General features: G+C 46.5%; 25 protein-coding genes and 1 riboswitch. Of the genes, 7 read left to right on the forward strand and 18 right to left on the reverse strand.

The window, feature by feature from the left end:
• Nucleotides 1-34 precede the first annotated feature (34 nt).
• Complete coding sequence (locus ACUJFK_RS08830; RefSeq protein ID WP_445426716.1) at nucleotides 35-2053, forward strand: S9 family peptidase; 2019 nt, start codon at nucleotides 35-37, stop codon at nucleotides 2051-2053.
• Nucleotides 2054-2253: 200 nt separating this feature from the next.
• Here the strand turns inward: ACUJFK_RS08830 and ACUJFK_RS08835 are convergent, their stop codons facing one another.
• Together ACUJFK_RS08835 and ACUJFK_RS08840 are read right to left on the reverse strand one after the other, a co-directional pair.
• A complete protein-coding gene (locus ACUJFK_RS08835; protein WP_445426717.1) occupies nucleotides 2254-2994 on the reverse strand; it encodes an ABC transporter substrate-binding protein in 741 nt (246 codons plus the stop codon).
• 150 nt (nucleotides 2995-3144) lie between these two features.
• Nucleotides 3145-3696 carry an NADPH-dependent FMN reductase gene (locus tag ACUJFK_RS08840; protein ID WP_445426718.1) on the reverse strand — a complete coding sequence of 184 codons (552 nt, stop codon included), beginning with the start codon at nucleotides 3694-3696 and terminating at the stop codon, nucleotides 3145-3147.
• Nucleotides 3697-3916: 220 nt separating this feature from the next.
• Nucleotides 3917-4087: riboswitch (cobalamin riboswitch) on the forward strand.
• A gap of 84 nt (nucleotides 4088-4171) precedes the next feature.
• Here ACUJFK_RS08840 and ACUJFK_RS08845 point away from each other — a divergent pair.
• The 4 genes from ACUJFK_RS08845 to ACUJFK_RS08860 are packed head-to-tail and all read left to right on the forward strand — an operon-like array spanning nucleotide 4172 to nucleotide 7456.
• Nucleotides 4172-4999, forward strand: a complete 828-nt coding sequence (locus ACUJFK_RS08845; RefSeq protein WP_445426719.1) for an ABC transporter ATP-binding protein — start codon at nucleotides 4172-4174, stop codon at nucleotides 4997-4999.
• Entirely contained in the window at nucleotides 4993-6003 is a 1011-nt protein-coding gene (locus ACUJFK_RS08850) for a FecCD family ABC transporter permease (RefSeq protein WP_445426720.1), read from the forward strand. The genes ACUJFK_RS08845 and ACUJFK_RS08850 overlap by 7 nt, the downstream gene beginning before the upstream one ends.
• A 1-nt stretch (nucleotide 6004) precedes the next feature.
• Nucleotides 6005-6610, forward strand: coding sequence for a cob(I)yrinic acid a,c-diamide adenosyltransferase (gene cobO / locus ACUJFK_RS08855; RefSeq protein ID WP_226750961.1), 606 nt, complete (start codon nucleotides 6005-6007; stop codon nucleotides 6608-6610).
• The gene (locus ACUJFK_RS08860; RefSeq protein ID WP_445426721.1) at nucleotides 6611-7456 is read left to right on the forward strand and encodes a cobalamin-binding protein; all 846 of its coding nucleotides are present in this window, start codon (nucleotides 6611-6613) and stop codon (nucleotides 7454-7456) included. It begins immediately after the preceding gene.
• Here the strand turns inward: ACUJFK_RS08860 and ACUJFK_RS08865 are convergent.
• From ACUJFK_RS08865 to ACUJFK_RS08875, 3 genes are all read right to left on the reverse strand, one after another.
• Entirely contained in the window at nucleotides 7439-7762 is a 324-nt protein-coding gene (locus tag ACUJFK_RS08865; protein WP_226750963.1) for a hypothetical protein, read from the reverse strand. The genes ACUJFK_RS08860 and ACUJFK_RS08865 overlap by 18 nt on opposite strands.
• 91 nt (nucleotides 7763-7853) lie before the next feature.
• Nucleotides 7854-8894 (reverse strand): patatin-like phospholipase family protein, encoded by a 1041-nt coding sequence (locus ACUJFK_RS08870; protein ID WP_445426722.1) that lies wholly within the window; start codon nucleotides 8892-8894, stop codon nucleotides 7854-7856.
• A 15-nt stretch (nucleotides 8895-8909) separates the two neighbouring features.
• Nucleotides 8910-10190, reverse strand: coding sequence for an anti-phage deoxyguanosine triphosphatase (locus ACUJFK_RS08875; RefSeq protein WP_306176618.1), 1281 nt, complete (start codon nucleotides 10188-10190; stop codon nucleotides 8910-8912).
• A gap of 127 nt (nucleotides 10191-10317) precedes the next feature.
• Between ACUJFK_RS08875 and ACUJFK_RS08880 the strand changes: the two genes are divergently transcribed.
• Nucleotides 10318-10656, forward strand: coding sequence for a YebG family protein (locus ACUJFK_RS08880; protein ID WP_226750966.1), 339 nt, complete (start codon nucleotides 10318-10320; stop codon nucleotides 10654-10656).
• A 146-nt stretch (nucleotides 10657-10802) separates the two neighbouring features.
• Here ACUJFK_RS08880 and ACUJFK_RS08885 read toward each other — a convergent pair whose 3' ends face one another.
• Nucleotides 10803-12197, reverse strand: a complete 1395-nt coding sequence (locus ACUJFK_RS08885) for an alanine/glycine:cation symporter family protein (protein ID WP_445426723.1) — start codon at nucleotides 12195-12197, stop codon at nucleotides 10803-10805.
• 114 nt (nucleotides 12198-12311) lie between these two features.
• Nucleotides 12312-13529, reverse strand: coding sequence for a pyridoxal phosphate-dependent aminotransferase (locus ACUJFK_RS08890; protein WP_226750968.1), 1218 nt, complete (start codon nucleotides 13527-13529; stop codon nucleotides 12312-12314).
• A gap of 226 nt (nucleotides 13530-13755) precedes the next feature.
• On the opposite strand from ACUJFK_RS08890, the gene ACUJFK_RS08895 reads away from it, so the two are divergent.
• Nucleotides 13756-14631 (forward strand): glucosaminidase domain-containing protein, encoded by an 876-nt coding sequence (locus tag ACUJFK_RS08895; RefSeq protein WP_445426724.1) that lies wholly within the window; start codon nucleotides 13756-13758, stop codon nucleotides 14629-14631.
• Nucleotides 14632-14723: 92 nt separating this feature from the next.
• On the opposite strand, the gene ttcA is transcribed toward ACUJFK_RS08895, so the two are convergent.
• The 11 genes from ttcA to ccoN form a co-directional block, all read right to left on the reverse strand.
• Complete coding sequence (ttcA, locus tag ACUJFK_RS08900) at nucleotides 14724-15644, reverse strand: tRNA 2-thiocytidine(32) synthetase TtcA (RefSeq protein ID WP_445426725.1); 921 nt, start codon at nucleotides 15642-15644, stop codon at nucleotides 14724-14726.
• Nucleotides 15645-15712: 68 nt separating this feature from the next.
• Nucleotides 15713-16645, reverse strand: coding sequence for a universal stress protein UspE (uspE, locus tag ACUJFK_RS08905; RefSeq protein WP_445426726.1), 933 nt, complete (start codon nucleotides 16643-16645; stop codon nucleotides 15713-15715).
• 97 nt (nucleotides 16646-16742) lie between these two features.
• On the reverse strand, nucleotides 16743-17447 hold the full coding sequence (gene fnr / locus ACUJFK_RS08910) for a fumarate/nitrate reduction transcriptional regulator Fnr (protein WP_445426727.1): 705 nt from the start codon (nucleotides 17445-17447) through the stop codon (nucleotides 16743-16745).
• Nucleotides 17448-17482: 35 nt separating this feature from the next.
• On the reverse strand, nucleotides 17483-18157 hold the full coding sequence (locus ACUJFK_RS08915) for a sulfite exporter TauE/SafE family protein (protein WP_445426728.1): 675 nt from the start codon (nucleotides 18155-18157) through the stop codon (nucleotides 17483-17485).
• A complete protein-coding gene (ccoS, locus tag ACUJFK_RS08920; protein ID WP_226750974.1) occupies nucleotides 18147-18326 on the reverse strand; it encodes a cbb3-type cytochrome oxidase assembly protein CcoS in 180 nt (59 codons plus the stop codon). The genes ACUJFK_RS08915 and ccoS overlap by 11 nt, the downstream gene beginning before the upstream one ends.
• Nucleotides 18323-20710, reverse strand: coding sequence for a heavy metal translocating P-type ATPase (locus tag ACUJFK_RS08925; protein ID WP_445426729.1), 2388 nt, complete (start codon nucleotides 20708-20710; stop codon nucleotides 18323-18325). The genes ccoS and ACUJFK_RS08925 overlap by 4 nt, the downstream gene beginning before the upstream one ends.
• Before the next feature lie 8 nt (nucleotides 20711-20718).
• Nucleotides 20719-21204 (reverse strand): FixH family protein, encoded by a 486-nt coding sequence (locus tag ACUJFK_RS08930; protein ID WP_445426730.1) that lies wholly within the window; start codon nucleotides 21202-21204, stop codon nucleotides 20719-20721.
• Nucleotides 21205-21270: 66 nt separating this feature from the next.
• On the reverse strand, nucleotides 21271-22245 hold the full coding sequence (ccoP, locus tag ACUJFK_RS08935; RefSeq protein WP_445426731.1) for a cytochrome-c oxidase, cbb3-type subunit III: 975 nt from the start codon (nucleotides 22243-22245) through the stop codon (nucleotides 21271-21273).
• Entirely contained in the window at nucleotides 22238-22420 is a 183-nt protein-coding gene (locus ACUJFK_RS08940) for a cbb3-type cytochrome oxidase subunit 3 (protein ID WP_445426732.1), read from the reverse strand. Before ACUJFK_RS08940 ends, ccoP begins: the two co-directional genes overlap by 8 nt.
• A gap of 5 nt (nucleotides 22421-22425) precedes the next feature.
• Nucleotides 22426-23034 carry a cytochrome-c oxidase, cbb3-type subunit II gene (gene ccoO / locus ACUJFK_RS08945; RefSeq protein WP_226750979.1) on the reverse strand — a complete coding sequence of 203 codons (609 nt, stop codon included), beginning with the start codon at nucleotides 23032-23034 and terminating at the stop codon, nucleotides 22426-22428.
• Nucleotides 23035-23045: 11 nt separating this feature from the next.
• Nucleotides 23046-24473, reverse strand: a complete 1428-nt coding sequence (gene ccoN, locus ACUJFK_RS08950; RefSeq protein WP_445426733.1) for a cytochrome-c oxidase, cbb3-type subunit I — start codon at nucleotides 24471-24473, stop codon at nucleotides 23046-23048.
• Nucleotides 24474-24664: the final 191 nt, after the last annotated feature.

Below are 24664 nucleotides of genomic sequence, written 5' to 3' on the forward strand. Positions count from 1 at the left end.
AACGACTGCGGCCTTTTGCTAACCGAGGGAACTGATGAAAAAACTGACGTTACTGGCTGCCTGTATTTTAAGCAGTACGGCCATGGCAAAGGGGCCGCTGACGGTCGAGCACCTAAACCAATTTAATAAAGTGGGTAATGTGGCGTTAGCGCCAGATGGTCAAGCGGTGGTTTACAGCCAGAGCAATGGCGGTTTTGCTCCCGCCGATACCAGCCATGATTTGTATTTAATGACGCTGGGTGAAAATCGCAGTGTGAAACGCCTGACTACACACAGTAGCCGTGAAACTGCAGTGCAGTGGCATCCTAACGGCCAGAGTATTTTCTTTATTGCCAATCGTAGTGGCAGTAATCAAATTTGGCGGTTGTCGTTAGACGGTGGTGAAGCACAGCAAGTCACGCAACTGCCGGTACCCGTAAATGCGTTTAAATTGGCCGCTGATGGCAAAACCCTGGCATTAGCGTTGACCGTGAAACCGGGCTGCCAAACGTTGCAATGCACCTTGGATGCGCAAGCCAAAGACGCCGAGAAAAAAGACAGTGCCTTGGCTTATGACCAGCTTATGGTTAGACATTGGGATCACTGGCGCGATCAGTATCGTGAGCATTTGCATGTTGCTACCCTTGGTGACAAGGTATTAACGGATGCGAAAAATCTGATGGCCGATTGGAACACCGATATTGCCGGGATCAGTGAAGTATCTTTCACGCCTGATAATCAGCAACTGGTGTTTAGTGCCAAGATCCCTGCCGTCGATCAAGCCTGGCATACCAATTACGATATTTTTCAGGTACCGATTAGCGGTGGTGAAAAAGTTAATTTAACCGCCAATAACCCCGCTTGGGATGCAAAGCCAAAATTCTCCATCGATGGCCGTTTTATGGCTTATTTGGCTATGAAAAAACCCGGCGCTGAAGCCGATCGCTTTGGTTTAATGTTGTTGGATCTGGTGACCGGTGAGAAGAAAGAAGTGGCGCCAAACTGGGACCGCTCGATTTCTGATTATCAGTTTGGCTTAGATAATCGTACTATTTATGTGACTACCCAAGATGTGGGGCAATATAGCATTTATGCCATCAACACCAGCTTTGGTGATGTCGTCAAAGTGTATGGTGATGGTTATGCCGGTAACTTACAGGTTGCCAGCGATAAAATTGTGTTTACCAATCATCGCTTAAATATGCCAGCAGAGATTTTTCAAACTGGGCCCGATGGTTCGCAATTACAACAATTAACCGATGTTAACGCCCACTGGCGCGATCAGGTGCAGTTTGGTGATTACGAGCAATTTAGCTTTAAAGGCGCAAATGATGCCACCGTATACGGCTATTTAGTGAAGCCGTGGAATTTTGAGCCAAGCAAAAAATACCCGATGGCCTTTTTGGTGCACGGTGGGCCACAAGGTAGCTTCGGTAATATGTTTAACGAGCGTTGGAATGCGCAAATGTATGCGGCTAAAGGCTATGCGGTGGTCATGGTCGATTTCCATGGCTCTACCGGTTATGGTCAAGCCTTTACTGATGCGATTAGCCGTGATTGGGGTGGCAAACCCTTAATCGATTTGCAAAAAGGCTTTGAGTATATTGTGCAAGCTCAGCCTTGGATTGATGGCGAACGTGCTTGTGCGCTGGGGGCTTCTTACGGCGGTTATATGATGAACTGGATCGCCGGTAACTGGCCAGAGGGCTTTAAATGCCTAGTGAACCATGCCGGTTTGTATGATATGCCGAGTTTTTATGGCAGCACAGAAGAGCTGTGGTTTCCTGAGTTTGATTTAGGCGGGCCAGCTTGGCAGGCTGAGTCAGATTATCAAAAGTTTAATCCAGCGGCGCATGCCGCAAAGTGGCAAACACCGATGTTGGTGATCCACGGTTTAAAAGATTTCCGTGTGCCTTATGCTCAGGGCTTAGGGGCTTTTACTAATTTACAACGTAAAGGCATTGATTCACGGTTGGTGATCTTTCCAGATGAAAACCATTGGATCTTAAACCCGGATAACCGCGTGCGTTGGTACAACGAAGTGTTTCAGTGGTTAGATAAATATACACGTTAAACATAAGCTCCGTTAAGCTAATGCGCGTGAGTTAAGCATAACACTGTTTTCGCTAAATCAACTGTTGCAGGCCATGGATGGCCGCAAAGAATCCTCAAGAAAGACTTATGGCGTGTTGGCTAAGCAAACCGCGTTATGCTTAACACTAAACTGATCGGTATGACCGCTCTGTGGGGCTTTGTTATGGAATCATGCAGCGGTTAATAGTAAGCAAAGGGTTGCTGCCCCGTTTGTAATTGTCGGCTTGGGGCGGCAATACCAAAATGTAGACGCAAATTTTCGGTGAAGCCTTCACGCTCTAATTGAAACAGCATATTTGCCAAGGGCTGTAATAAGGCGCTGTGGTCGCGATGAAGTAAATGGTAATCAGGTAAGCTAAAAATATATTGCTCGCTAATCGGGAATTCGCTTTGTGCATTAAGCTGGTAAGCCGCAAAAATCACGGCATCGACTTTGCCGGTTAAAAATAAATTTTTGGTACTTTCGATACTGCCAGAGCTAATCACTTGGCGCGAAGGCGGCAGCTTTTTTAACATTTCTTCCAGCACCAAAGAGCCACGGACATAAGCCAAGCTTGGCACGTCGTCTAGGCTACATTTTGCACAGCGTTGCTGATTGATATACAAATAAACCTTGGTATCAAACAACACATAGGGTACTGCGACGAGGTTAGGGTAATGCTTAGTGACATCCAGCACCCTAGCTAGCTCACCATCTAAGCTGCCTTTATTCGACTCTAATAAACTTCGGCCAAACGGAATATCAATAAAGTGTGCATCAATATTTAAACGCCGATAGGCTTCAGACAACAAAGCTTGGCTGTATTGCGCTGCAGGTGAGGTTAGCGCTTCGCGAAATTGAAGTTTTGACGGCAATGTCTCTGCCGTTTCGGCGTACGACACACTCCAGATCATTACGCTAAAAAGTAGCAGCCATTTCATCAGATCAATCCGTTTAGTCTTAGCGTTTGCACATCTTGTGAGATGCGGTTCAGCTATTTATGAGTAAATAAAGCAACGTCAGGCGAATAGTGTTACCCGTTCCATTACAAGAGCGCTAAAAATATCCCTAACTTGCAAAGTATTATCAGTTTACGGCTGCAGTTTTTGTTGCCATGCCGCCAACGCGAGCAGTTGCTGTTTGATATTTTCTTGGATTTTACTATCAATTAAATGTCCTTCGTTGTCAAAAGCGCCGCTAAACGCATTGGCAAAAACTTCGGGTTTATTTAACGGGTGTAAATCGAGATATACACAGACTTGACGTAAATGATATTGCGCGCGCGAGCTACCCATGCCCCCTGCCGCTCCCATAATAGCCACCGCCTTGCCACGTAATAGGTAATTATCAGGTTCACGCGATGCCCAATCTAGCGCGTTTTTTAAAGCGGGGGCCAGTGAGTAATTGTACTCTGGGCAGCCCAGAATTAATGCATCTGCTTGGGCGAAATCGTTAAGTAACCGGCTGACAGCAGCAGGTTTCGCTGCTAAATCGGCGTTATAAAAGGGCACATCTAATAAGTCGGCCAGGTGGATTTTCATACCTTTTGGTGCGTGTGCTTGTGCCCATAGCAACATACCCCGATTAGTCGATTTAGCGCGTAAACTGCCGCAGATGGCCAAGACGTTGAGTGTTTTTGTCATAGTGATAGGTTGCTCCATGTCAGGTGTTTAGCCCTGAGGCTTGCAGCGTTCAGATTTTATAAATAGCTTAAGCCTAGCAGTTATCGTTAAAATTGCAGGATAAAAGTTAACCCTATGCGTAATAAATTTCACCGGTAGAGCGCAATAAAGCAAAGCAGTAATCCGATATCTGCTTTAACCTTTTACTGCTACAATAGCCAGCGTTGCTATCTTATAACAAGCAACGCTTAAACGCTAAGGTGAGCTTAAAACTTAACATAGGGAATCAGGTGCGAACCCTGAACTGTACCCGCAACTGTAAACTACGCTGTGTTTCAAGGCCACTTAACGGGAAGGCGAAACATGGGTTATCGTAGTCAGTCAGGATACCTGCCTTGGTGTAAAATGCCCCCGTGCGGGAAAACACGGTAGCGGCCTGCCACCTGTGTCAAACGGGCTGTAGGATGCTGCCTGCGAGCAATTACAGGATATCGTTTTGACAGCCGCCATTTATACTCTAGACCAGCTTTGTTTAGCGTATCCCAATTCGCGTAGCTCAGGCTCTGTGCTGGCGCTCGACCAGATTACGTTGACGATTTCCCCTAATGAAGTCGTCGGTATTATCGGCCCAAATGGCGCGGGTAAAAGTAGTTTATTACAACTACTAAATGGCCGTTATGCGCCGAATAGTGGCCGAATTTTACTTTCTGGCCAGCCGTTGCAGCAGCAGAGTGCACAGGCTTTAGCACGGCAAGTTGCCACCGTGGCACAAATCAGCAGTGCACCGCAGGGACTGTTTTGTGAGCAAGTTGCGGCGATGGGCTTGTTACCACATAAGCGCTGGTATGAGGGCACCAGTGCCCAAGACCTGCAGCAGGTAAGGTTAGCATTGCAGCAAGTGGGTTTGGCTGATAAAGCGCAACTACGCGCCGATACTTTATCGGGGGGCGAATTACAGCGACTTTATATTGCACGCGCTTTGGTGCAGCAAGCGACTATTTTATTATTGGATGAGCCGACCAATCATTTAGATGTGAAATACCAACATCAGGTATTGCAACTGCTACAGGGGCTGAATAAAACCATTATTTGTTGTTTGCACGATCTGAATTTAGCCGCGCGTTATTGCCACAAGCTATTGTTATTGGGAAACGGTAAGGTGCGGGCCTATGGTACGCCACACGACGTTTTGCGCCCAGCATTATTACAGCAGGTTTTTGGTTTGCCTTGCGTGGTATCATCGCAAGCCGATTATGGCTGGTTGCAAGTGACCTTTATACCTGAGCTCGCGCACGCGAAAGTCGGAGTGCCAAGCCCATGCTAAAACAGTTAAAACCCCGTCAGCGAGCCTTGCTATGGCTGTTAAGCGGTTTATTGGTACTGAGTTTACTATTGAGTTTGCACATTGGCAGTGTCGCGATCAGTTGGCGTGAATTGCTGCTCGCTTTAACTGGCCAAGCAGTGAGCGAGCCGCTGACCCAGACGATTATCTGGCAAATTCGTTTACCTCGTTTATTGGTCGCCATGTTAGTGGGGGCAGGCTTGGCTGTGGCCGGTGCCGTTTTACAAAACGTCAGTCGTAATCCACTGGCTGATCCTTATTTATTTGGTTTAATGGCTGGTGCTGGGTTAGGGGCGACCATTGCCAGTATTGTGCTACCCGATCAACTGATCAGCATGGCGTTGGCGGCCTTTTTAGGGGCTTTGCTTGCGGTGCTGTTGGTGTTTATTGCCTGTATGGGTAATAGGCTTCAAAAAATGGAAGTGACCTTACTCGCTGGGGTGGCGGTGTCATTTATGCTCAGCGCGATAAGCAGCTTTATTCTGTATTTTGCTGAGCCTTTTGCCGCTAATCGGGTTATTTTTTGGATGATGGGAAGCTTAAGTCGAACCGATTGGCACAGTGTGGCATTAATTGCGCCCGCCGTGCTGCTATTACTGGTGGTGGCATTGGCGGTCAGGCGGCAATTGGATGCCTTGTTATTATCAGACGACAGTGCCCGCAGCTTGGGCGTGAATACACAGCGTCTGCGGCTGGTGTTATTACTGCTTACCGCGTTAGTCACTGCCTGTATTGTGGCGCAGTGTGGTGGTATCGCCTTTGTGGGCTTAATGGTGCCGCATATGGTGCGTTATTTTATGGGGGTAACGGCAGTGCCATTATTACTGGGCTCGGCGCTATTTGGGGCCATCTTTATGATGTGGGTAGATAATGCCGCGCGTAGCCTGTTAGCGATGCAAGAAATTCCATTAGGGGTGATCACCTCGGTGCTTGGCAGTGTATTCTTTCTGATTATTTTACGGCGACAGTTACAACAAGGTGGATAGCATGAGTGCAGATGAATTAAAACAACAACGCCATCAGGCACGGCAACAACGCTTAAAAGAGTACGTTGATGCCGCCGTAACACGAGCCAATATTGAAAAAGGTTTGTTGTTAGTCATAACCGGCAACGGCAAAGGTAAATCAACTGCCGGTTTTGGCACCGTGGCTCGTGCGGTCGGCCATGGCCTAAATGCGGCAGTGGTGCAATTTATTAAAGGCAGTTGGGCTTGTGGTGAACGTAATTTACTGCAACAACATGGTGTTGAGTTCTCAGTGATGGCAACGGGCTTTACCTGGGATACGCAAGACAAAGCGGCAGATATCGAAGCGGCCGAGCGGGTGTGGCAAGATGCCGAGCGCTTTTTAGCCGACGATACGCTCGATTTGGTGTTACTAGACGAGCTTACCTACATGCTCAGTTATCATTATTTACCACTAGAACGCATTGAAAAAGCGCTGATGCAGCGCCCAGCTAAACAACATGTGGTGATAACCGGTCGCGCTTGCCATCGACGTATCTTGGAATTAGCCGATACCGTTAGCGAGATCCAAGCAGTAAAACATGCGTTTGACGCTGGTGTGAAAGCACAACAAGGTTTGGATTGGTAAATGCGATTATTACACCGTATGTCGCGGCTTTGGCTTAGTGGGGTTATTTTAACACTACTCGCTTTGCCGCTTGCTGCCGCGCCGCAGCGGGTGATCAGTCTGGCGCCGCATATTACGGAATTAGTGTATGCGGTGGGGGCGGGCGAGCAATTAATTGCCGTGAGTGATTACAGTGATTATCCTGAAGCTGCCTTAGCATTGCCGCGGGTGAACAGTTTTGCGGCCTTAAATATTGAGGCTATTTTAGCGTTAAAACCGGATCTAGTGCTGGCCTGGCGCAGTGGTAATCCGGCGCAGGATCTTGAACGCTTGCAGCAATTTGGTATTCAGGTGGCTTATTCTGATCCAGTCACGCTTGATGATATTGCACTGGAGTTAAAGCAGCTCGGTGCTTTACTCGGGCATGCACAGTTAGGTCAGCAACAAGCGGCAGCGTTTCAGCAACGCTTAACCACGTTGCGTAAAGTCTATGCGCATAAACCGCGGCCAAGGGTGTTTTATGCCATGGGGGTAGCCCCGTTAACGACGGTCGCCAATTCGGCTTGGCCTGCGCAACTATTACGTGAGTGTGCCAGTGATAACATTTTCGCTGATGCTAAAGGCGATTATCCGCAGCCGTTGTTAGAGCAGTTATTAGTCCGCCAACCCACGGTAATTATTCAACCACAGCAGGCAGCAACAGCGGCGTTTTGGCAGCGCTATCCCAACCTGCCTGCGGTAAAAAATCAGGCTTTTGTTAGTTTAAATGCGGATTGGGTGTATCGAGCAGGCCCACGTATGCTCGATGCTATGCAGGCCTTGTGCGAAGGGCTAGAACCTTATCGTGGCTCAGTCGATAATATCTGAGCGTTGCTTGCCGAGCGGTCGGCATTCGTTGAAGTGACCGTTGTGCTTGCAAATTTCTTTTGGCTGCTCGTCTTTGCCGAGCTTTTTCACGCCTTCAATCACTGCACTATCTAGCGCAATGCCCAGCTCAGTTAACAGTAAAGGCGGCTCAACGGTTTTGCTTTGCCCTGTTTGTTGATCTTGCACCACGCGCCTGTTATCGCTTCGTAGCTGACTATCACCGAGCATCCCTAACGCGGTACAACCCGATAACAGGTTACCAAGCAGCAAGCAGCCGCCTAAAACTATCCATTTAGTTGATAACATTGTGCCGCTCCATTTGTGAAACATCCTTTTTGTTGCTGATAAGGTGACAAAAATACAACCTCGGCTAACAAAAAGTCAATTAAAAAGAACGTTACAGCCGCTCTAACTGATAGTGGCCACTGGCAAAGGCGTCGGCGAGTTCATGTGAACGACTTAGCACCGTTTGCCAGGCATGGATGCGCTGTGCCTCGTTGAGTTTAAAGTCTTTACGATCAGGAATTTTGCCGTGAGGTAAGCTGCTGATCCAAGCCGGACTAGGACAGAGAATCACCACATTATCAAGATAAGCACGATTGGCTCTGCGCCATTTTAAACCTTTATCAAACCAGCCTGGCGTTAAGTCGGGGTAGAAATGCGGATAGAGCACCAAGCCTTCGCTGCTAAATTGCTGATTGAAATGATAATCGGTGATACCACCATCAAAGTAGTGTCCTTGGCCCGCACCTTGAATATTCAAAACGGGCTCTAATACCATGGGAATAGCGCCACTGGCGATCACCGCGGCGGATAAATTGTGTTCATTCAGTAATACGTGTTCGGTTGGTAAATCAGCACTGTGGAAAAAAGGCGCCGCTTCTCCGGCGACATGAAAATGAATACGCTGAAAAAAATGCCTTAACAATCGTCGATTTAATAAATTCGCCCCTGCAGCGAGCATCAACCCCGTGCCTTTCAGCCAAGGGCGGTTGCTGCGGTTTAAGCCTTTAGCGCGGTCAACTATTAAATTTAACTTCATAACCGGGTGCTGCAATACCTGTTGAATACTGTCGTTATCCGGCAGGATCTGCTTAATAATATTTTGTGAGATCTGCGTGATCAGTTTAATGTCGGCCTGCGGGGGAAAACGAATTTCGGAGTAGGCTTTAGCAAAGCGGCTTGATGCAGCTGCACCATCTTGCTGGGCATAACAAGTAAAGCGCCAAGCACCGGCAGAACTGCCCAGCAGGTGCAATGGCTTGCTGCGGTTTTTAAAAAATTGTGTAAGTAGATACTGATCAAGCCCATACAGGCAAAACCATTTAGGGCCACCGCTGGCGCCAATCATCACGCTGATATCATCAGCGTGTAAGCCCTGTTGTTGGATCTGTGTAAAGGCGCGTTGGCCTGCGAGAACCCGAAGTGGTTTTTGCACTTTTACACCCTCAGTTTAACTACCAAATAAGCTGCTATACATTCGCTCGGCATAATCATCGGTCATGCCTGAAATATAATCGCAAATTACTCGCTGCTTGGCAGTTTTATCTGCGGCAACTAGCCAACGTTGCTGCGTATTAAGCGGCAACAAACGTTGGGGATCAGAGGCAAAAGCATCGAATAATTTCAGTAACATATTTTGACTACGAAAGCGTGATTGTTGAATGGTCGGTTGTTGGATCACACACCGATAGACCAGTTGTTTCAGCGTTTGTAAGATGTGTTGCTCGGCTTCAGCTAGGCAGGCATTAAAACGAATTAGCGGCTCTTCGCAGCGTGGTAGGCTTTCATATAAAGATACCGAAGTAATTAACTGATTTACCAAGGAGCCAATCGCATCTTTGCGCAAGTGATGCGCCTTAGCAAACAACTTAACGCCAACGGCCTGCAATGCTTGTTGTTGCTCGTGGCTCAGTGCAGCAAAGGGCTCAGCAGTAAACTGTTGCCATTGGCTAAAGCTAATATTACCTAGCACGATAGCATCTTCAAGATCATGCACACCGTAAGCGATGTCATCGGCCAGTTCCATAATCGACGCATCTAAGGATTTATAGCGTGATTTTTGCCACGGTGAGTCATCCAGTACTTGAGTTTGTTGAAATGCTTGGCGATCGGTTGCGCTTAGTGGCGCTAAGATCCAATCTAAAATAGCACTGTCAGCCGCAAATACCGCCTTTGCGGGTTTCCACGGCGCTAAACTTAACGGGTTATCGAGCTGGGTTGGTGCTGTCAGCATCGGTTGTAGCACCGGATATTTTAATAATCCCAGTAAGGTGCGGCGTGTTAAATCCATACCGTGATGTTCGGTATAAGGTTCTAATTTACTGACAATACGTAAGGTTTGGCCGTTACCTTCAAAGCCACCGTAGGCCAGCATTTTGTAATTAAGTGCCGTTTCGCCACCATGCCCAAAAGGGGGGTGACCTAAGTCATGCGCTAAACACAGCGCTTCCATTAGGTTGTCTTCGGGTAAGAAGGCGCGTACGGTATCATCCGCGTTTAGGCGTAATTGATTGAGTAAACCGGTGCCAATTTGTGCGGTTTCTAAAGAATGGGTTAACCGTGTGCGGTAAAAGTCATTTTGACCAATACCAAGAATTTGCGTTTTAGACTGCAAGCGACGAAAGGCGGCTGAATGTAACACACGAGCCCGATCTCGTTGCCATGGCGTACGATGGTCTAAGGGGCGACTACCGGGTGCCGCCGACCGACGTTCTGACCAGACTGAACCCATAAATCCTCCACTGAAATCGCTATAGTTCAATTACTTATAGTAATGTAAATAACAGTGAGATGCGAGCGCTGGACAGGGTCTTATTTATACTGTATAAATAAACAGTTTTCTAGCAGAGGGTAAAACGATGGCGGTAATCACCAAATATGTTGTAGAGCGAAATGGAGTAGAAAAAATGACGTTTACCTCAAAAGCTGAGGCGGATGCCTATGACAAAATGCTCGATACGGCAGATGCTTTGCAACTATTACTTCAAGACAGCGCTTTAATCGCTGACGAACAACAAACTGAAACCTTGGCGTTATATTTAGCGCAGCAAAAAGACGCGGTATTAATTGCCTTAGGTGCCAAAAAAGCGCCAGCAAAAACGGCAGAGAAAGAGCCTAAAGTCAGCGAGAAGTCGCAGCTAAACACAGCAGAGTTAACGGCCGTAAAGAAAAGCAGTAAAACCGAGCAAGCGGCTTAACCCTCAGTTCAGCCTTCCTAGCTAATACGGCTAAGGCAACACCTTGTCTGCGCGCGTGAAGCGCCAAAGGCAAGGTGTTGCTCTTAATCTTAATTTGCAGTACAAATCTCAGTTGCGCTACAAGGCTCAGCCTACCTCAACACCATCTAGTGCTTAACGCGGTTTTGCCAATAACGATTTAAATCGGCTTTTACCTCTGGCAACAGTAAATACAGGGCCAGAATATTCGGGATCGCCATTAAGAAAATCATTGAATCGATAAAATCAAACACTGCCATAATGCTGGGTACGGCGCCCATCGATACCATGCCACAAAATAAAATCTTATACAGGGTGGTCATTTTGGGGCCGGTACCCATAATGTAACGCCAGCCGGTTAAGCCATAATAAGACCAGCTAAGCACGGTTGAAAAACCAAACAGCAACAACGCCACCATCAAGACTATCGGAAACCAATCAAATACCGTAGCAAAGGCACCCGAGGTAATTTGTACGCCATCCAGCCCTTGTAATTGATAAGCCCCAGTTAAAATAATCACCAAAGCCGTAATGGTACAAATCACCACTGTATCAATAAAAGGCTCGAGCAAGCCGACAAAGCCTTGCGAGATAGGATCTTTGGTTCGGGCTGCCGCATGCGCGATAGGCGACGAGCCGATGCCCGCTTCATTCGAGTAAGCGGCGCGCCGAAAACCTTGGATCAACACGCCAATAAAACCACCATAGGCCGCATCGGGCGCAAAGGCACTATGTACGATTAACAGCAAGGCGCTAGGCACGGCAGGTAAATGCTGTGCAATCACCACAAAGGCAGCCAGCAAGTAAATGGCACACATAAAAGGCACCAGTTTACTGGTGACATTGGCAATACTTTTGATACCGCCAATAATCACTGCGCCAATTAGCGCCGCGTAAATCACCCCAAACAGCCAAGGTTGATCAAAGCCCGTTACACTTTCTACTTGCACAAAGCCTTGGTTTACATGCACAAAGCCGGCCGAGCCAAAGATAACAGCAATAGAAAAAAAGATGGCCAAAGCGGAGCCCAAGCGGGGTAAATGATATTTATCTAGCGCGGCTTTAATGTAGAACATTGGGCCACCCGAGATACTGCCGTCGGCGTTTTGCTGACGATACTTCACAGCCAAGGTACATTCCACAAACTTGGTCGACATACCCAATAAACCGGCCATGATCATCCAAAACGTCGCGCCCGGGCCGCCAAGGCTGATAGCAATCGCCACACCTGCAATATTACCTGTACCCACCGTACCAGAGAGGGCGGTGGTTAGGGCTTTATAAGGGGAGATTTCACCGGCGCTATCAATTTCTGGTTTAGCGAATAAGCGGCCAATCGCATAGCGAAAGCCACGGATATTAATAAATCCGAGGTATAGGGTAAAAATGATGGCACCGCTGATCAGCCAAATCATGACCAAGGGAATATCCACGCCATTAAAGGAAAAGGCGTAAAATACGACTGCAGCAAGTTGCGTCGTAAAAGCTTCAAACAGAGATTGGAAAGAGTATTCAGCAGACATTTTGCTATCCAGATGGCTACAACCTGGCCGAGCATACCTGCTTGACGCCGTGCTGACAACAGTGATGTGTCAAACACGGCATTTTTACCGATGAAGTTCTTAAAGCGTCATGTTTTATTCTTGGCTATAGCTGGGTAAAAATTGTGCAAGCTTACTAATTGCCTGTCGTAATTGATCTTTATGCGGCAGTGTAACGATCCTAAAGTGATCCGGCTCTGGCCAGTTAAAGGCGCGACCATGCACTAACAGCACTTTGTGTTGCCGTAAAAAATCTAACACAAACAGTTCGTCATCTTTAATATGATATTTCTTTAAATCAATTTTGGGGAAGAGATACATGGCGCCTTTTGGGCGCATGCAGCTTACTCCATCAATCTCATTGACCAACTTGTGCGCCAAATCCATTTGATCGTATAAACGGCCACCAGGAACGGTAAGCTCATTAATGCTTTGATAGCCACCCAGTGCGGTTTGCACGGCATGCTGGCAAGGCACATTGGCACATAAACGCATTGAGGCCAGGATATTTAAACCCTCGATATAGTTTTTGGCGAGCTTTTTTGCACCAGAGATAAACAACCAACCGATGCGAAAACCGGCTATGCGGTAATTTTTAGATAAGCCACCAAAGGTCAGCATTACTAAATCATCTGCTAATGCTGCCGTGCTGACATGCTCTGTACCGTCGTATAAGACTTTGTCGTAGATCTCATCACTCATCACCACCAGCTTATGTTGCCGGGCGATTTCAAGCAGTTCACGTAAGAATTCAGGGCTGTACACCGCACCGGTTGGGTTATTCGGGTTGATTAACACGATAGCACGGGTTTTTTTGCTGATCTTCGCTTTAATATCCTCAAGCGAAGGATACCAGTCTTGCTGTTCATCACATAAATAATGTACCGCTTTGCCCCCCGCTAAATTAACTGCGGCAGTCCATAGCGGATAATCGGGCATCGGCACTAACACTTCATCGGCGGTATTCAATAAACCTTGTAAGGCCATCAATATCAATTCAGAGACGCCATTACCGATATAAACATCATCGGCATCGGCACCACGAATACCCCGTTGTTGATAATATTGCGCGACAGCCACTCGCGCCGGATAGATACCTTGTGAATCAGAATAGCCCTGTGCCGTTGGCAAATTATGAATAACGTGCTTGAGAATTTCATCGGGTGCTTCAAAACCAAATGGGGCAGGGTTACCAATATTGAGTTTTAGGATCCGATGACCTTCTTCTTCCATGCGCTTGGCTTCTCTAGCAACTGGCCCACGGATGTCATAACATACCCCATCTAACTTAGTTGAACGTTCAATTGGTTTCATATCTTCGCCATTTACCCCGTTATATCCATCCAGACAGCTAAATCTTACTGAGCCAGTTTTTATCAGACAGACTAAATTTGCAATGATTTCAGCATAAAATGCGTAAAAAAAACCAGCGTGGCAACTTTTGGTCGAATCTAGCAGACTAAGGCGGTAGAATGGCAGGTTAAATAATAATAATACGTTCTAATAGTGTTGAATTGTTGTTTCATGACAAAGGTGGTTAATGCTGTTTTTCCGAAAATTATTGCTGGTATTGTTTTGGTTAGGGGTGCTGATTGCCACGTTAAGCCCTTTTAGCCAACTCGAACCATTAAAAGAAAGCGATTCGCTCGAGTCTTTCGAGCAATGGCAGATCCCAACTCGGCTGTCTGCATTATCGCAGGCTGATCAGAAAAAACTGCTACAGCGGTTGGCTTATCCCCGCTCTGAAATTCCCGCTCGGCCGTTACCCGACTTTAATGCCATTACGGATGTCCGTAAAAAGAAAAAAGCTTTTTTTGATTATTTGCGCCCTCACGTGCGTCGCGAAAATCAACGCTTGCTGTTATTGCGCGAGCAATTATTAGAAATTGAAGATAAAAAGCGTAAGAATATTCGCTTACATATCGACGAATATGCCTTTCTTTATAGTTTGTATGATGAGTTCCGCTTAGATATTACTGAAACGGATATGGCATCGCTGCAAGAATTACTGTTGCGCGTGGATATTATTCCGGAGAGTTTAGTCTTAATGCAGGCAGCCAATGAGTCGGCTTGGGGAACCAGTCGTTTTGCCGTGGAAGGCTATAACTTTTTTGGGCAATGGTGCTTTCGGGAGGGCTGTGGCCTCGTGCCATTAAATCGTGCTGAAGATCAGTTTCACGAAGTGGCCCGATTTGAAGATGCCGCCGCAGCGATTAGCAGTTATTTTTATAATCTGAATACTTTTCATACCTATGAGTCGTTACGCCAAATCCGCTGGAAGTTGCGTGAAGAGGATCGCCCCTTACGTGGAGAAGCATTGGCGCATGGGTTGCATGCTTATTCTGAACGTGGTGAAGAGTACATCGAAGAGATAACCGCCATGATCCGTTACAATCGACGTTTTTTAGAAGATTAAGCTGATTGCTATTTCCTGCGCTGCAATGCCGAATTGAAAGGCTGCGCTCCAACAGCATGATGCCAAGTTAAAGCGCAGCGATAATCAAGGGGTTAGTTTAACTCGACCGCTTGTAGCAGCGGCTGCTCATCCTCGCTATCTATTTCTAAGCCAACCGGAATGCTGGGGATGGTCGCTTTATCAAATGCTAAATCACCCTCAGTCGCTAAAGCGTCACCCTTCGTCAGCCCTGCGAAATTAAACAGCGATTTATCTGCTAAATGTGATGGCACGATGTTTTGCATGGCTTGAAACATGGTCTCGATGCGCCCAGGAAAGCGTTTATCCCAATCTTGCAGCATTTCTTTGACCACTTGGCGCTGCAGGCCGTCTTGTGAGCCACAAAGGTTACAAGGGATGATCGGAAACTCACGAGCGGCAGCGTATTTTTCAATGTCTTTTTCTTTGCAATAAGCCAAAGGCCGGATCACGATATGCTCACCGTTGTCACTGACCAGCTTAGGCGGCATCGACTTCATCTTGCCACCATAAAACATGTTTAAAAACAGGGTTTCAAGCATATCATCACGATGATGGCCTAACGCAATTTTAGTGGCGCCCAGCTCTTTTGCAGTGCGATATAAAATGCCTCGGCGCAAACGTGAACACAGCGAACAGGTGGTTTTACCCTCTGGAATTTTATCTTTGACTATCGAGTAGGTATCTTCAGTAACAATCAGATATTCAATACCCAGCTGGTTTAAATACTGAGGTAATACCTCAGCAGGGAAGCCAGGTTGTTTTTGATCGAGGTTAACGGCAATAAGGCTAAAATTTACCGGCGCGGATTGCTGTAAATTCATCAGGATATCGAGCATGGTGAAAGAGTCTTTGCCACCAGAAAGGCAGACCATGATCTTATCACCTTCTTCAATCATGCCGAAATCAGCAATGGCTTGACCCACACCCCGGCGCAATCTTTTGTGTAATTTGTTCAGATTGTATTGAGCTTTTGCTTGTGCTGCGTGCGACATCAGTAACTACCCGCCAGAAAAAAGGCGCTCATTATACCCAACCTCGCGCCTTTACCAAAGTCTGATAATTAGCTTTTTTCAAGCGGACAAATAAAGTCAGCGGGTTTCATGGCTAATACATCGCAATCTAGGCGGTCGATGACATGTTCAGCGGTATTACCAATGATCGCCGCGGATAAGCCCGTACGCCCAATAGTGCCGATAATGACCATTTCGGCATCCAGCTTTTTGGCCAGTTTCGGGATCACGTCTTCGGGCATACCTTCTAACACATGACATTGATCTTTGCTGATTTGATGTTTTTCGGCCAGACTTAATATCGCATCTTTATGATGGCGGCGTAGGGTGTCATTGTATTCTTGTGGATTAAACTCGGGGATCTCAATCGCGATATTCACCGGGGTGCCGGGATAGGCATTGACTAAATGCACCTTAGCATCGAGTAATTGCGACATTTGTTGTGCTTTGTGGATCACCCGTTGATTTAATGACAGGTGATGTTCTTGCTCACTACCCGCATTAACGGCAGCAATGATATTGCCTTTAGCAGGCCAGGCATGATCTTTAACTAACAATACTGGGCAAGGACATTTACGCAAAATATGCCAATCGGTCGGCGTAAAAATCATCGATTTTAAAACATCATGATCATGCGTCCCTTTGATCACCAGATCATAATCATTATCTAAGACGGTTTTCACCACGGCTTCAAAGGGGCGATTGTGCCAAACCACGTGCAATTTGATGTTTAAACCCAAGGCGCTGGGTTGTTCTAATAAGGTTTTGACCCAAAGTTCGCGATCTTTAATCACCGACTGTTTCATCGATTCGCGTTCGTCACCCGATAACATGGTGGTCATCTCGTAAGAGAATTCATAAACACTAAGAAAAGCGGTCAGTTGACAGCCTTGCTTGCGGGCAAGTTCGATGGCTCTATCGAGCGCTTTTTGCTCATCAGCGCTCGGATCTAAAACCACTAACACATTATTATAAATAGACATTAAAGCTTCCCTCTTAAGTCAATAAGCTTATCTAAGTGTAGACCAAGATAAGCGATTAATAGGGATTTATGTTTGTGCTATATCAAGTTAAGGGGAGTTAACATTGGCCTGAAAGCGCGGTTAAGCTGGGGGCATCCAAAATGGTGATAAGCTTGCCATCAACTTGAATGATTTCATCTTTGTGCATTTTACTCAGCAAGCGGCTGATGGTTTCTACGGTCAAGCCCAAATAATTACCAATGTCGCTGCGGGTCATACTGAGCCGGAAAGCTTTTTCAGAAAAACCACGATTGCCATAACGAGAAGCCAAATGATTTAAAAAAGTTGCCAATTTTTGCTCTGCGGTTTTACGATTTAACAGCAACATCATTTGCTGATCAGATTGAATATCTTGGCTCATTAAACGCATCATTTGCTGGCGCAGTTTAGGTAATTGACTTAACAGATTTTCAAGGTTTTGATAGGGGATTTCACAAATCATACCGGTTTCTAAGGCTTCAGCATAGCTGGCATGTTTTTCAGTATTGATGGCGTCAAAACCAATGACATCGCCAGGTAAATGAAAGCCGGTGATTTGCTGCTCACCTTGTGAGGTGAGCGTGAAGGTTTTAAAAGAGCCCGTGCGGATGGCATATAGCGATTTAAGCTCGTTACCGCTTTCAAACAACATATCGCCTTTGTGCAAAGGGCGCTTTCGCTGAATAATATCATCAAGTTTGCTTATTTCTTGCTCACTGAGCGAAAACGGTAAACACAGCTGACTAAAACCGCAATCCTGACAATTTATAGCTGAACGTTGCATCACACACACCCTTTTACCCTTAATAGGGTAACAGCTTAAAAAACTAGTCTATGCAAAGCAAGCCATATCGTGTAAAAACCATAAACCGCTAACAGTAATGCCGCACTGTAACGAAACCATAGTTGGTTTTTTAGTTTGACTAGGCTATTAGCCGCGGAGCCAAATACCAGTAACGCAGGTAAGGTGCCGACGCCAAAAAGTAACATGATCAGTGCACCGCTACTGGCACTGCCGCTGGCTAAACTCCAACTAAGGGTTGAATAAACCAAACCACAAGGCAAAAAGCCCCATAACATGCCATAGCTTAGGGCTTTAACACTGCTATCAAGCGGTAATAAGCGCTTCGTATAAGGTTGGATAAAGCGCCACAAACCTTGCCCTGCGCGCTCTAAGCGCGTTAAACCAAACCAAAGCCGGGCAATATACAGCGCCATTGCCAGTAATAATAAGCCGGCCAATAAACGCAACCCAATAAAAGTGGCTCCGGTAATGCCCATGGCGGTCGCACCAAAATAACCGACCAAACCACCAAAGCAGGCATAAGTAATCAAGCGGCCAAGGCTTAACAACACTTGTAAGCGAAACTTTTGCCAAGCACTTTGGGCAGGCATGGCAAATTGTAAGGCGGCAACAATACCACCGCACATGACTAAACAATGGCTGCTACCTAAAAAGCCAATCAGCAGCGCCGCGACATAATCAATGTTCATCAGGCTTGTTCGGTGGTGTCGCTTTGGGCTTATCTTCGTCGAACAAGATACTTAAGCCTTCTTTTTCTAAATCTTCAAATTGCTTTGAGCGCACCGCCCAAAAGAAGATACCGATGCCAATAGCCACAAACAGGATGGCAATCGGGATCAGTACATAGATAATGCTCATTTTTTCAGTAACCTCAATGAATTGGATACCACTAACAGCGAGCTAAACGACATGCCAATCACGGCAATGTAAGGGGAAACAAAACCCGCAACGGCTAGGGGGATAATAACCAGATTGTAGCCCACTGACCAGCCAAGGTTCTGTTTGATCACCCGGGCGGTTTGTTTGCCACCTTGAAGAAGGTTTTGTAATAAGCGTAAATCGGCTTTTAAAAATACCACATCTGCTTGGTTTTTCGATAAATCGGTGCCAGATTGCACCGCAACTGAAATATGCGCAGCGTTAAAGCTCGGACTATCGTTAATACCGTCACCCAGCATCAGCACTTTGGCACCTGTTGCGATTAATTGTTGGATCTCGGTGACTTTATCTTCAGGGCTGCAGCCTTTGTGCATAAAGTCGAGTTTTAATGCTGCGGTTAATTGTTCTGCTTGTACCGAGTGATCACCGGTTAACATCCCCAGTTTATAGCCTTGCTGCTGAAGTTGCTGAATTAACGCCGTCGCTTCTTCGCGTAATTTATCGACGAGTTGCAACTTGGCTTGCAGTTGGTTATCGAGAGTAAAATACACCTGCCATTCTGGCTCTGCTGGTACGCCACAAAATTGTGCGCTGCCCACTTTGAGTTGCTGGCCTTGCCAACGAGCACGAATACCGGCGCCAATGGCTACCTGTACGTCGTTTAATGTTAGGGGCTGCGTTAAATACGGTGCAAAGGCCCGGGCAATCGGATGCTCAGAATATTGTTCTAAATTGGCCACTAAGTTAAGTAAATCGGTTTCAGCTAGGGTAGGGTTGACCCTGTGCACCTGTTGTAAGCTAAATTTACCTTCAGTTAAGGTGCCGGTTTTATCTACCACGATATGGCTAATGTTGGGTAAAACCTCAAGCACTTGAGCATTTTTAATCAGCACGCCTTGTCGATTTAATCTGGCCAAGGCACAGGTTATCGCCGTGGGGGTCGCTAAGCTAAGGGCGCAAGGGCAGGTGGCAACTAACACAGATAGGGTGACCCAAAATGCGCGGCTAGGATCCCACCAGAAATACCAAAGTAAGAAAGTGAGCAGGGCGATCACCAATAAACGCTCGACAAAATACTTGGCTAATTGGTCGGTTTTTTCGACTAGTTTCGGTTTTTGGCTCAGCGTCAGTTGTTGTAATTGAATGATTTGACCCAAGCGCGAATGGGCTAAAACTCGGCTTACTTGAACCTGTAATAAACCATCGTGATTAACGCTACCGGCCAATACTGTATCGCCAATTGTTTTACTGATCGCGCGATATTCACCGGTTAACATCGACTCATCAACTGAGCTTTGCCCGTCTTTTACTATGCCATCGGCGGGCAGGGTTTCACCGGCTTTAACTAAGATGATATCGCCCGTTTGTAAGCGCCGAGCCGATGTGGGCTGTGGCCCTTGCTCGGTGTGAAGGGTGGCCGTAACCGGCATGATTTTTAATAAATTACTGGTCGCTTCGCGGGCTTGCGCACGGGCGCGGAATTCAAAGAATTTGCCTAATTGCAGCAAGAAGGTAAACATGCAAACGGATTCAAAATACACTTCGCCGGTTTGCATCGCGGTGGCATACGCAGATGCAAAAAAGGTGTAATACAGGGCCAGTGTAACCGGCACGTCCATATTCATTTGTCGTGCCTTAATACTGCGCCAAGCACTGACTACAAAAGGTTTAGCGGCATACAGCACCACAGGGATCGTTAAAAGCAAACTGATCCAACGCAGATAGCCTTCATGGGCTGTTTCAATGCCAGTGTATTCGCCAAAATACAGCGCAAAAGCCAGCATCATCACTTGCATAGTTAAAATGCCGGATACCGCAAGACGCTTGAGATAACGGTTAAGCTCGAGTTTGAATTTGTGCTCTTCTTGATCGGCCACAAAGGGGCTGGCTTGATAACCAATATCGTTGATACGTTGTAAAATAGCGCTGAGTGACAGCTGTTTACTATCAAATCGCAGCAACGCTCGCTGGGTTGAAGCGTTAATGCTCACACTGTGGAGCTGAGGCAGTTTGCGAAGTTGTTTTTCGATTAGCCAAGCACAAGCTGCACAGCTCATACCACTGATGGACAATTCAATATCGGTTAGCTCATTATGCTGCTGACTAATATCGGCTAACACCGCCTCGTTATCAAATTGGCTTAATTCGGCGCTGAGATCCAAAGGTAGAGCATCGATCTTAGTGGCTGCAGCCGTTCGAAAACGATAATAATCGGCAAGACCATTACTAAAGATAGTATCAGCGACGGCTTGGCAGCCAGCACAGCAAAAATAATGTTCTTGCCCGTCAACGTTTAAAGTAAAACGATCGCCAGTGTGTACCGTTTCATGGCAATGAAAACACCTCACTGCTGCCACAGCCATTATCCTTCTTAATAACCCAGTTTAATTTCTTGTTCTGCCGGCAGTGTTAAGTTGGCGCGCAGTCGCCATTCTTCGGATTTGTCTGATACGGTTAAACGCCAGCGGCCGTTTGGCGTGATCGGTAATGTTGCCACATACAGTAGCTCGCCACTGCGTTCGGCATCAACCGCAAAATCATGTGCGCCTAGGGTAGGGTGGTAAAAATCAAGATGAATAGTTTCACCCAATACTTGGTTTTCAGTAAATCGAATGACCGCCCGGTTACCGGCGACTAAAATACGTGCATCCATATTGCGCAGGGCGGCTTCGCGATATTTCGCCAGTTGCATATTGATACTTTTACCGGCTTGATAATAGTCGTCAATGACGATTTCAGGCTTGTGCTGCTGCATGACCACAACGGTGTGTACGGCTTTTAGTGCGGTAACCACGGGTATGGCGATTAATACCCAAGTCCAAGAGTATTTATACCAGGGTTTAGTATCTTCTTGCATAACTCACCTCGTTCATAAAACTAAGCCCCTTTACGGGGCCTAGTGTGCTTCGGATTGCTGTGCGGTTTATCGCAAGTCTTCCGGATTAGACAATCGATAGATATAAGCTGTTAAGATATGCACTTTGTCTTCGCCTAAAGTCGTTTTAAAGGCTGGCATCACACCATAACGACCCAAACGTAGTGTCTCTTCGATAACAGCAGAAGAGCCACCATACAACCAAATGTTATCCGTTAGGTTTGGTGCACCGAAAGGTAAGTTATGGGCAACGCTACCACGGCCATCAACACCATGACAGGCTGCGCACATACCAAATTTCGCTTTGCCCGCTTCAGCATCTTTTTCGTTAACAGCACGCCCCGATAATTGCAGTACGTAAGCTGTCATTTCTTTGATGCCTTGGTCGCCAAGTGCGGCTTCCCAGCCGGGCATGGCAGCTTTACGGCCATGTAATAAGGTTTCTTTGATCTTATCCGCTGTACCGCCATACAACCAATCGTTGTCAGTTAAGTTGGGGAAACCTCGTTGGCCACGTGCATCTGAACCATGACAAACCGCGCAGTTTTGTAAGAACAAGCGTTGGCCGATTTTCAAGGCTTCTGGATCGTAAGCCAAATCTAAAACATCGCGTTGAGCGAATTGCTGGAACACAGGGCCATACACTTCGTCAGCTTTTGCCACTTCGGAGTCTAACTGAACATGGCGGCCTTCTTCTTGTGCCTGTAACACCGCTTGACGTGATTCTTCCAAAGACTTGATGCCTTGGTTTGAACTCGTCCAACCCAGAAAGCCTTTCCAGTTGCCTAAGCCCGGATAAGCCGCTAAATAATAGACTGACCAGACCAAGGTGGCTAAAAACATGTATGTCCACCATTTAGGTAGTGGATTGTTAAATTCCTTTAGACCGTCTACTTCGTGATCAGTGGTCTGATCTTCAGGCACACCGACATAATTTTTAAGGTTCCACATGATCAGGACTAAACACAGCACCAATACTGGGATGGTTAGTACCCAAATCCAAAGACTCCAGAAGCTACTCATGCTCCGACTCCCGTTTAGAATGTTGTTTTTTGGATTCTGATTCGTCATCAAAAACTAAGTTAGCCGCTTCGTCAAAATCAGACTTACGCTTTTTGCTGTAAGCCCAAATAACGAAGGCAACAAAGCCGACGAATAGAATCACTGTCAGAATGCTATGAACTGTTGCAAATTCCATGGCGATTACTTTAAGGCTGTGCCCAATGATTGCAGGTACGCAATCAGGGCTTCCATTTCAGTTTTGCCTTGCACTGCTTCAGCGGCACCCGCGATATCTTCATCGGTATATGGCACACCGAACTTACGGAAAATTTCTAGTTTTTTCGCAGTATATTTGCCATCGAGCAGGTTAGCATCTAACCACGGGTAACCGGGCATATTAGACTGTGGCACCACTGAGCGAGGGTCCATTAAGTGAGCATAATGCCAATCGTCGCTATACCGTTGACCAACACGAGCTAAATCTGGACCTGTACGCTTGGAACCCCATAAAAACGGGTGCTCCCAAACGCTTTCACCGGCAACGGAATAATGACCATAACGTTCTACTTCCGCTCGGAAAGGACGCACCATTTGGCTGTGACAGTTGGTGCAACCTTCACGAATAAAAATATCGCGCCCTTCCATCTGCAATGCAGTGTAAGGTTTTAGGCCATCAATGGGCTGAGTGGTTTCTTCCATAAACATCAAAGGCGTAATTTGTACCAGGGTGCCGAAGCTGATCGCCACGATGGTTAACACCCCTAACAAGCCAACGCTTTTCTCGACTTTTTCATGATGATTCTTTTGCATGGCCAGTCTCCTTACGCCGCCGCAACTGCTGGGACAGCAGCTGGATGTTTTTTACTTACTGTTTTGTAGACGTTGTAAGCCATGATGAGCATACCTGTCACCACAAATAAACCGCCAATAAAACGCATCAGATAAAACGGCATAGAAGCTTCTAAACTTTGTACAAAGCTATAAGTTAAGGTGCCGTCAGTGTTGACTGCACGCCACATCATGCCTTGCATAATGCCGCTTATCCACATGGCAACGATGTAAAGTACGACACCGATAGTGTGTAACCAGAAGTGAGTATTAATCAGTTTCACGCTATACATGCCAGCTTTATTAAATACTGCTGGAATCAAGTGGTACATTGCGCCGATAGAGATCATCGCTACCCAACCTAAAGCACCAGAATGTACGTGACCGATAGTCCAATCAGTGTAATGCGATAATGCATTTACTGATTTAATAGCCATCATGGGGCCTTCAAAAGTCGACATACCATAAAACGATAATGACACGATTAAGAAGCGTAAGATAGGGTCGGTTTTCAGTTTATGCCATGCGCCTGACAGGGTCATAATACCGTTGATCATACCGCCCCAGCTTGGTACGAATAAGATAACAGACATCACCATACCTAAAGATTGAGTCCAATCTGGCAGAGCAGTGTAGTGTAAGTGGTGCGGGCCGGCCCAAATGTACAAAGCAATTAGAGCCCAAAAGTGCACGATAGACAAACGGTAAGAATAAACAGGGCGGCCAGATTGTTTAGGCACGAAATAATACATCATGCCTAAGAAACCCGCGGTTAATAAGAAACCTACTGCGTTATGTCCATACCACCATTGCACCATGGCATCGACTGCACCGGCATAAATGGAGTAAGACTTACCAAAATTCAGCGGAATAACCATACTGTTAACGATGTGCAGTGCTGCAACTGTGATAATAAAACCACCGTAGAACCAGTTTGCTACGTAAATGTGGCTCGTTTTACGTTTGGCTAAAGTACCAAAGAACACAATAGCGAACGATACCCAAACGACGGTAATTAAAATATCGATTGGCCATTCTAGTTCAGCATATTCCTTGGTCTGGCTTAAACCCATGGGTAAGGTGATCGCTGCAGCAACAATAACAGCCTGCCAACCCCAAAATGTGAACATCGCTAGCTTTTCGGCAAATAAACGTACCTGACAGGTGCGTTGCACAACGTAATAACAAGTGGCGAACAAAGCACTGGTTCCGAATGCGAAGATAACCGCATTGGTATGTAAGGGACGAAGACGGCTGTAGGTCAGCCATGGGGTGTCGAAATTAAGCGCTGGCCAGTATAACTGGGCTGCAAGTAATACACCCACCACCATGCCAACAATACCCCATAATACGGTAGTGATGGCAAAGAGGCGGACAACGCTATAGTTGTATTCAACATTTAACGGTTTGGTCTGGCTCATGTTGAGTTCCGCTGCAGTTTTGCTGGTTACTAATTATACCACCTTGTGGTGGCCCTTCTTGTGATAGGTAAGCACTATCGGCAAAATAGTCTTCCTGCCTAATCGTACCTACTATAATTAACTCGGATGATACGAGTTTTAACGGTTAAAAGATAGCTGAAACAACCGTTTTTATGATGTAGAACAAAGTC

It is taken from the genome of Alishewanella sp. HL-SH06, from assembly GCF_052656265.1.